5 protein-coding genes are annotated in these 6,438 nt (G+C 58.0%); 1 reads left to right on the top strand and 4 read right to left on the bottom strand.

The window, feature by feature from the left end:
* Positions 1–5: 5 nt before the first annotated feature.
* Positions 6–1,046 carry a Glu/Leu/Phe/Val family dehydrogenase gene (locus B2P82_RS14615; RefSeq protein ID WP_290497704.1) on the bottom strand — a complete coding sequence of 347 codons (1,041 nt, stop codon included), beginning with the start codon at positions 1,044–1,046 and terminating at the stop codon, positions 6–8.
* A gap of 295 nt (positions 1,047–1,341) precedes the next feature.
* Between B2P82_RS14615 and B2P82_RS14620 the strand changes: the two genes are divergently transcribed.
* On the top strand, positions 1,342–2,760 hold the full coding sequence (locus tag B2P82_RS14620; RefSeq protein WP_290497706.1) for a TrkH family potassium uptake protein: 1,419 nt from the start codon (positions 1,342–1,344) through the stop codon (positions 2,758–2,760).
* Between the two features lie 3 nt (positions 2,761–2,763).
* Here the strand turns inward: B2P82_RS14620 and B2P82_RS14625 are convergent, their stop codons facing one another.
* From B2P82_RS14625 to B2P82_RS14635, 3 genes are all read right to left on the bottom strand, one after another.
* Entirely contained in the window at positions 2,764–4,458 is a 1,695-nt protein-coding gene (locus B2P82_RS14625; protein WP_290497707.1) for a hypothetical protein, read from the bottom strand.
* Positions 4,459–4,591: 133 nt separating this feature from the next.
* The gene (locus tag B2P82_RS14630; RefSeq protein WP_290497708.1) at positions 4,592–5,767 is read right to left on the bottom strand and encodes a DUF1131 family protein; all 1,176 of its coding nucleotides are present in this window, start codon (positions 5,765–5,767) and stop codon (positions 4,592–4,594) included.
* Between the two features lie 111 nt (positions 5,768–5,878).
* A partial coding sequence (locus B2P82_RS14635; RefSeq protein ID WP_290497709.1) for a thiolase family protein occupies positions 5,879–6,438 on the bottom strand: 560 nt, incomplete at its 5' end.

Here is a 6,438-nt window from a genome sequence, read left to right on the forward strand (position 1 = left end):
ACTACCTAATCCGTCCGTCCAATTCTTTGGCGCGCGATTCTGTCTGCGACGAGATTGGTCGGCTCGCTGCTTTCCATAGCCAAATCCAGCACTTCACCGAGCGTCACCATGAGGGCCTTCACCTTGGCGTCGACCCAGTCCCGCGAATAGGTGCCGGAGATTTCCGCGCAGACATTGATGATGCCACCGCCATTGATGACATAGTCCGGTGCATACAGAATACCGCGGCGACGCAACAACTCACCCATTTCAGGGACGATCAGCTGGTTGTTCGCGCCACCCGCGATAGCCTTCACACGAAAACGATTCAGCGTCTTCTCATTGATGATTGCACCCAGCGCATTTGGCGAAAAAATGTCTGCATCGACATCATAAATTTCGTCGGGCGCGACGATCCGTGCCCCAGTGCGGTTAGAGATGTCGGACAAGGCTGCCTGATCAATGTCGGTAATGATGAGGTTCGCACCGGCCTTCGCCAAGTGTTCGCACACATGTCCGCCGACAGAACCTACGCCCTGAACAGCAATCGTGCGGCCGGTAAGGTCATCAGTTCCAAGCGCGCGCTTCGCGGTTTCGAGAATGCCCAGATATATGCCCATTGCAGTTATCGGAGATGGATCTCCGCTGGCGGCATCGCCCTCATCAAGCCCGGCGACATGTGCCGTTTCCTCGCGCACGATTTGCATGTCGGAGACGCTGATGCCGACATCTTCGGCGGTGATGTACTGGCCTTTCAGGCTCTCGACCGCGCGTCCGAACGCCCGGAACAATTCTGGTGACTTGTCGGCTTTCGCATCGCCCCAGATGACCGCCTTTCCTCCGCCGAGGGGAAGGTCTGCCATGGCATTCTTGTAGCTCATTCCATGGCTGAGCCGCAGGGCATCCCGCAACATGGCTTCACCAGTGTCGTAGTTCCACATGCGGCAGCCACCTGCCGCGGGCCCCAAGGCCGATGAATGGACAGCGATAATCGCTTTCAGACCGCTGTCAGCGTCGTGAAACATGTGGACACCCTCATGGGCATCGAAGGAGGAATGATCGAACATGAGAGAGTCATCGGTTGCAAATGTAACGAAGGGGCGTTTAGGCCCTTGCGGACGATCCCGTCAACCGGCGTCTGCCCTTGGACTTGGCGCGAAAATGGCATAGTTGCCCCGGCACAGGCCACACATGGCCCGGTTCTACCGTCAGGAGTCCATGGGAAGCCCTCAGTTTCTGCCCAGATCGCATCCTTGGTGCATACTGCTTAACCACGTAACGCGTTGACACCTCAGCAGGAATTGCAGCGTATCTTGCCCTCCAGACATGCAGCTTCGTCCTCTCTTTCTTGCTCTCGGCATCATGACCATCCTTCTGGGTGCGGCGATGATCCCCTGTGCATTGATCGATTCCGCCGATGGGCGGGCGGAAACCTATGTGTTTGAGGTGTCTGCTTTCGGTTCGATCCTGATCGGATCATGCATGTGGGTCTTGTCGCGCGGCGACATTGAACGCACCGGACAGCGCGAAGGATTTCTCCTGACCGTATTGGTCTGGGTGTTCCTGCCGATGATTGCATCCATTCCATTCCTGGCGTCGGGCATGACAATGACGGATTCCCTGTTCGAGACTGTTTCCGGTCTAACAACGACCGGCGCGACTGTCTTGACGGGGCTCGACAGCATGCCGCGTGGTCTCTTGCTGTGGCGGGCCATCCTGCAATGGATTGGGGGGATTGGCATCATCGTGACGGCCATCGCCATCCTGCCCCAGCTGCGGGTCGGCGGGATGCAGTTGTTTGAATTGGAAAGCTCCGACATGTCGGGCAAATTCCTGCCGCGCATCACCGACATCGCGGCGTATCTGGGTTTCACTTACCTGCTGATCTCAATGCTCTGTGCCTTGCTCTATTATCTCACTGGTATGGATTGGTTTGACGCCATCACTCACGCGATGACGACCATGTCGGCGGGGGGGTATTCGACGCATGACGCCTCGTTCGGCTATTTCAGTGACACCAATGCGCCGTATGTCGCCACGCTCTTCATGTTCATTGCGGGCCTGCCATTCAGCCTGTTGGCGATGCTGATGCTTCAAGGTCGCATTCGGCCGATGCTCGCCGATCCGCAACCGCGCCTCTATCTGGCACTGGCATTGATCTTTTCGATCATCATTGTCGTCTACCACGAGGCCGTTGTTGATCCACCAGTGTTCGACCATATCTTTCACGGCTTTAAGGAAGCCCTGTTCAATATCATCTCGATCATGACCGGCACCGGTTATGCTTCGGCGCCTTATGACACTTGGGGGCAGCCCGTAATGGTCATATTCTTGGGGGCCACCTTTGTCGGAGGGTGTGCAGGCTCGGCGGCATGTGGGCTGAAGATGTTCCGGTTGGAAATCGCCGCCAAGACGATCGTTGCCTATTCGCAGCGCATGATCCAACCGCACCGTCGCACGCCTATCCGGTATGCCGGCAAGACGGTGGATGAAGAAGTCCTGCAGTCGGTTATGGTGTTTATCAGCCTCTACCTGCTGACTTTCCTCGTCGCGGCTGCACTGATTAGTCTGACCGGCGTGGACGCGCTGACGGCCATTTCGGGTGCCGCTACCAGCGTGTCAAATGTCGGACCGGGGCTTGACACCATGATCGGTCCATCCGGCACATTCCAGTTATTGCCTGACTTCGCCAAATGGGTTTGCGCCATTGCCATGCTGCTAGGGCGGCTCGAGTTCGTGGCTGTATTTGTGGTTCTGACCCGACGCTTCTGGCGCGGTTAGTGGTCAGTTCCAGGGATTGAACCGCTTGACCGGGCGTGGCGCTGCGTCTTCAGAGGTTTGAGTCTCTTCTTCGCTGACTAAGGTTTCAGCCGGTTCGGTCGGAGTATCCACAATGAAGTCGGGCTCTGGTGCGACCTCTACTTCGGGCTCTGCGTGCGGCTCGGGCACCTCGAAATGCGTCTCCGCGGCGGATACATGCTCGTCAGAGTCGTTCGATTCTGTTCCGGGCCAGGGCTGGTCATGAGTGGCGTCGATCACGACTCGCGGGGCGCTCACCGACCCGACTGAGTCGGTCGCGTCCAGCGGAGCTGGTGCTTCGACGGGAGCCTGCCGGTTCCCAATTCCAGAAAGGCTGAAGGATTGAGGCGGCTGCGGTGTGACCTCAGGTGCTAGAGCAGCTTCCAATTGAGGTTCAACTTCAGGTGTTTCCGAAGATTCCATTTCCGAATATGCTTGTGCAGTGTCAGACTCAGGCGCGTAGTCATCTAGCCCGCCACCATACCCACCTGTAAGGAAATTTTGGGAGGGGGGGGAGTTGTCCTGCGGGGCAGGCGACGGCTCACCCGCCGTTTCCTCGGTTCCACTCGTCGCCTCGATCGTCGCAACTTCGGGCGTGGAAGGTGCTACTTCTGGCTCCGGTTCTGGTGTGAAACTGCCAAATGGCTCAGCCTCGGCATGGTTCGGCGCACTGTCGCTGACATCCGCAAAGGCGGGTGTGTAGGTGTCGGCCTCATGCGTAACTTCGGAGTCGACTTTGCCCATGAATTGCGGTGCGTCTGCTTCCGCAGTCGAGGCATCTTCCGGTTCGATTTCCGTATAACCCGCCGGTGTATAGCCTGCGGCTGGTTCGTTTAGTGGCCCCGGTTCATCGACAGGCTCCATCGCGGCCGGCGCATCTGGTGACGAGACTCCGTAGCCCATGATTGGCGACATGGAAGTTTCGGCTTCAGGCGTGGCTTCTTCGGTGGGTTCTGCGTCTTCGACAGTATTTACCTCATGAGCCGAGTCAGCAACAGCCTCTTCGAGAGAGATGCCCGTGTTTTCATCGGTCAGGATTTCATCTTCGGACGGCATCTGTTGGTCGCCCCGTGATGCTATCAGAGACTCCAGCGAGTCTTCGCTGATTTCTTCAGGGGCTTCATGTTCAACCGGTTGGGCTTCCAAAGGTGTATTTACCTGGCTCGCAAGAGACGCGACCGCTGATGTTATGTCGGACTGACTGTCCATTTCCAGATAGGCTTCAGGTTCCAGCGGGGAGCTGTCATCCAATGGATCCTCGACCGCATCCTCTCCTGACGCCTCAGGAGATACCTCCTCGTCAGCATCGTCGATCAGGTCGGCAGGTTCATCGCTGACGCCTGTCTCTACAGCAGTCAGTCCGGCCAGCACCGCACTGATCGCCTCTTCTGCGCCGCGTGCATGGCGCTTGGCCTCCCGGTAGAGCTCCTCGACGAATATCGCGTAAGGGCGGCCGTCGGCATCAAGTTCATCATTGAAGTCGGACGGGCTGCAGGTCTCTATTTCCCTGCCTTGCGCATCTGTGAGCAAGACGCCGTAAGGGTCAGGCGTCAGCGTGACTCGATAGCCTTCAGTGTCGTGGGTCATTTGGCCGTTTTCGGCTTCCTGCCACGTTACCTTCTGTCGACGTGTCATGTCGCCGAGCTTGTCTATCAGCCGTTTGGTGGATGGATGCAGCATCAAGACCCGCCTTTCCGTTTATCCAGAACGCTTTTCCTAACAGTTACAAGCTGGCAGGCGAATGATCAAACGCCCTGTTCCATCAAAATCGATGAAATGACGCGAAATCCGGCAGGTTAGGCTTTCCGCTAAGTTAATCCATCGCGTCAGGGCGAGCTGGATAGTAGGCCATGCCAGTCAGAACCGCATCAGCTCCATCGTCCAGAGGTTCGAAAACGCGTTGAAATCGCACACCGTTATCCAAGTCATTGCAAATCAGAAGATCTGCCGACTCATCCACCCCGTCAAAGCAAGTCGATCGCGCTTGCTCCGTCAATTGGCTAAGCCGATACGTACCGATCTGTTCGCCGTCTGGCCCTGTGACGTTCGAGTGGGTGGTCGACACCCGGTAAACATGTCCCCTGGACCAGTCGGGCTCCACAGTGAACATTGGTGCCGTGTCTGACTGGGTCATCACCTGAAAGACCGGGTAGGTATCGCCTTCGGCGACCATCTCGCCTGGCACGATCTCCTGAGCTGGAAACGCGGCGCGAATGGCGTTGGTATTGAATGGCGTCGCGCCAGTTATGCCCATCACACCTTGCGGGCCGATAACGGGCTGAAACGCTGGCGGGGTCTGTCCCGCCTTGACCGAGGATTTGACCCTGGCCACGTCTTTCAGAAAGTCTTTCACCGGCTCACCATCAGCGACAGACAGATCTGTCCGGAAGCCGCGCACAATCCCGGTTGGATCAACGAGGAGATAGGAAGGTGTCCACCTGATTTCCAAAGCAGACCTGAGGCTGGCGTCTTCATCCAGCAAGGTCGGATAGGAATATCCCTTGTCGTCGAAATAGGCGCTGACCGAACCATATTTTCCGTACATGTCAGTCGGCGTCGCACGATTGGCGTTTGCCGGCGTGTGAATGGACAGGAAGCCGAGATCAGGGTCCTGGTCTATTGCGGTGACCAGCGCGGCCACATAGGGCGCGTCTGCCATACAGTCCCCGCACCATATGCCCCAGATATCAATCACGTTCCACGTACCTTCCAGCGAGGCCGGGTCAAAAACGGAGTCGTCTGCCAACTTGCCTGACAGGGCGGGCAGGGGCTGGCCCAAAAGGGCGTAATTGTAGGGGCGGCCGTCAGCGTCGCGCGCGATGGTCTCGCCTTCGCGCACCGTGGCGGTTTCCGGTGCGACCGTGTTGGAAATGATGAAGCCTGTTGCAGCGTTCGGATCCGTGCTGACGCCATGGTCGGCTTTATCTGCGCCAGGCCCACAAGCGACAAGGGCGATCAGGCTGGCGGCGGAAAAGAAGTGACGGATCATGATGGCCCCTAGTCGAATATGTCGGTGACATTCAACATAAGGTCTTGTCCCCAAAAGGAAAACGCCCCGAACCGAAGTTCGGGGCGTTCACTGCGTTCAAGTTGACGGGGATCAGCTGAAGATCTCGAAGAGACCTGCTGCGCCCATGCCGCCGCCGATACACATGGTGACGACGCCATATTTTGCTCCGCGGCGCTGGCCTTCCATGAGCAGCGAGCCTGTGCAGCGTGCGCCGGTCATGCCGAATGGGTGACCGATGGAGATCGAGCCGCCATTGACGTTGTACTTCTCTGGGTCGATGCCGAGACGATCGCGGCTGTAGAGGCACTGCGAGGCGAAGGCTTCGTTCAGTTCCCAGAGGTCGATGTCGTCGACCTTGAGGCCGTGGCGTTCGAGCAGGCGCGGCACGGCGAAGACGGGGCCGATGCCCATTTCGTCGGGCTCGCAACCGGCGACGGCAAAGCCGCGGAAGACGCCGAGAATGTCGGAGCCGTTCTTTTCGGCTTCCTTGCGCTCCATGAGCACGACGGCGGCGGCGCCGTCGGAAAGCTGCGAGGCGTTGCCGGCGGTGACGTATTTGCCTTCCTTGACCTTCTGGCCGTTCTTGAAGACCGGCTTCAGCGACGAGAGGCCTTCCAGCGTCGTTTCCGGACGGTTGCACTCGTCCTTGT

The organism is Hyphomonas sp. UBA4494 (assembly GCF_002388935.1).
In the GTDB taxonomy this organism is placed as follows: Bacteria; Pseudomonadota; Alphaproteobacteria; order Caulobacterales; family Hyphomonadaceae; genus Hyphomonas.

Coding starts and splice junctions, on each gene's coding strand:
- B2P82_RS14615 (WP_290497704.1), bottom strand. CDS start 1,046: ATGTTCGATCATTCCTCCTTCGATGCCCATGAGGGTGTCCACATGTTT.
- B2P82_RS14620 (WP_290497706.1), top strand. CDS start 1,342: ATGACCATCCTTCTGGGTGCGGCGATGATCCCCTGTGCATTGATCGAT.
- B2P82_RS14625 (WP_290497707.1), bottom strand. CDS start 4,458: ATGCTGCATCCATCCACCAAACGGCTGATAGACAAGCTCGGCGACATG.
- B2P82_RS14630 (WP_290497708.1), bottom strand. CDS start 5,767: ATGATCCGTCACTTCTTTTCCGCCGCCAGCCTGATCGCCCTTGTCGCT.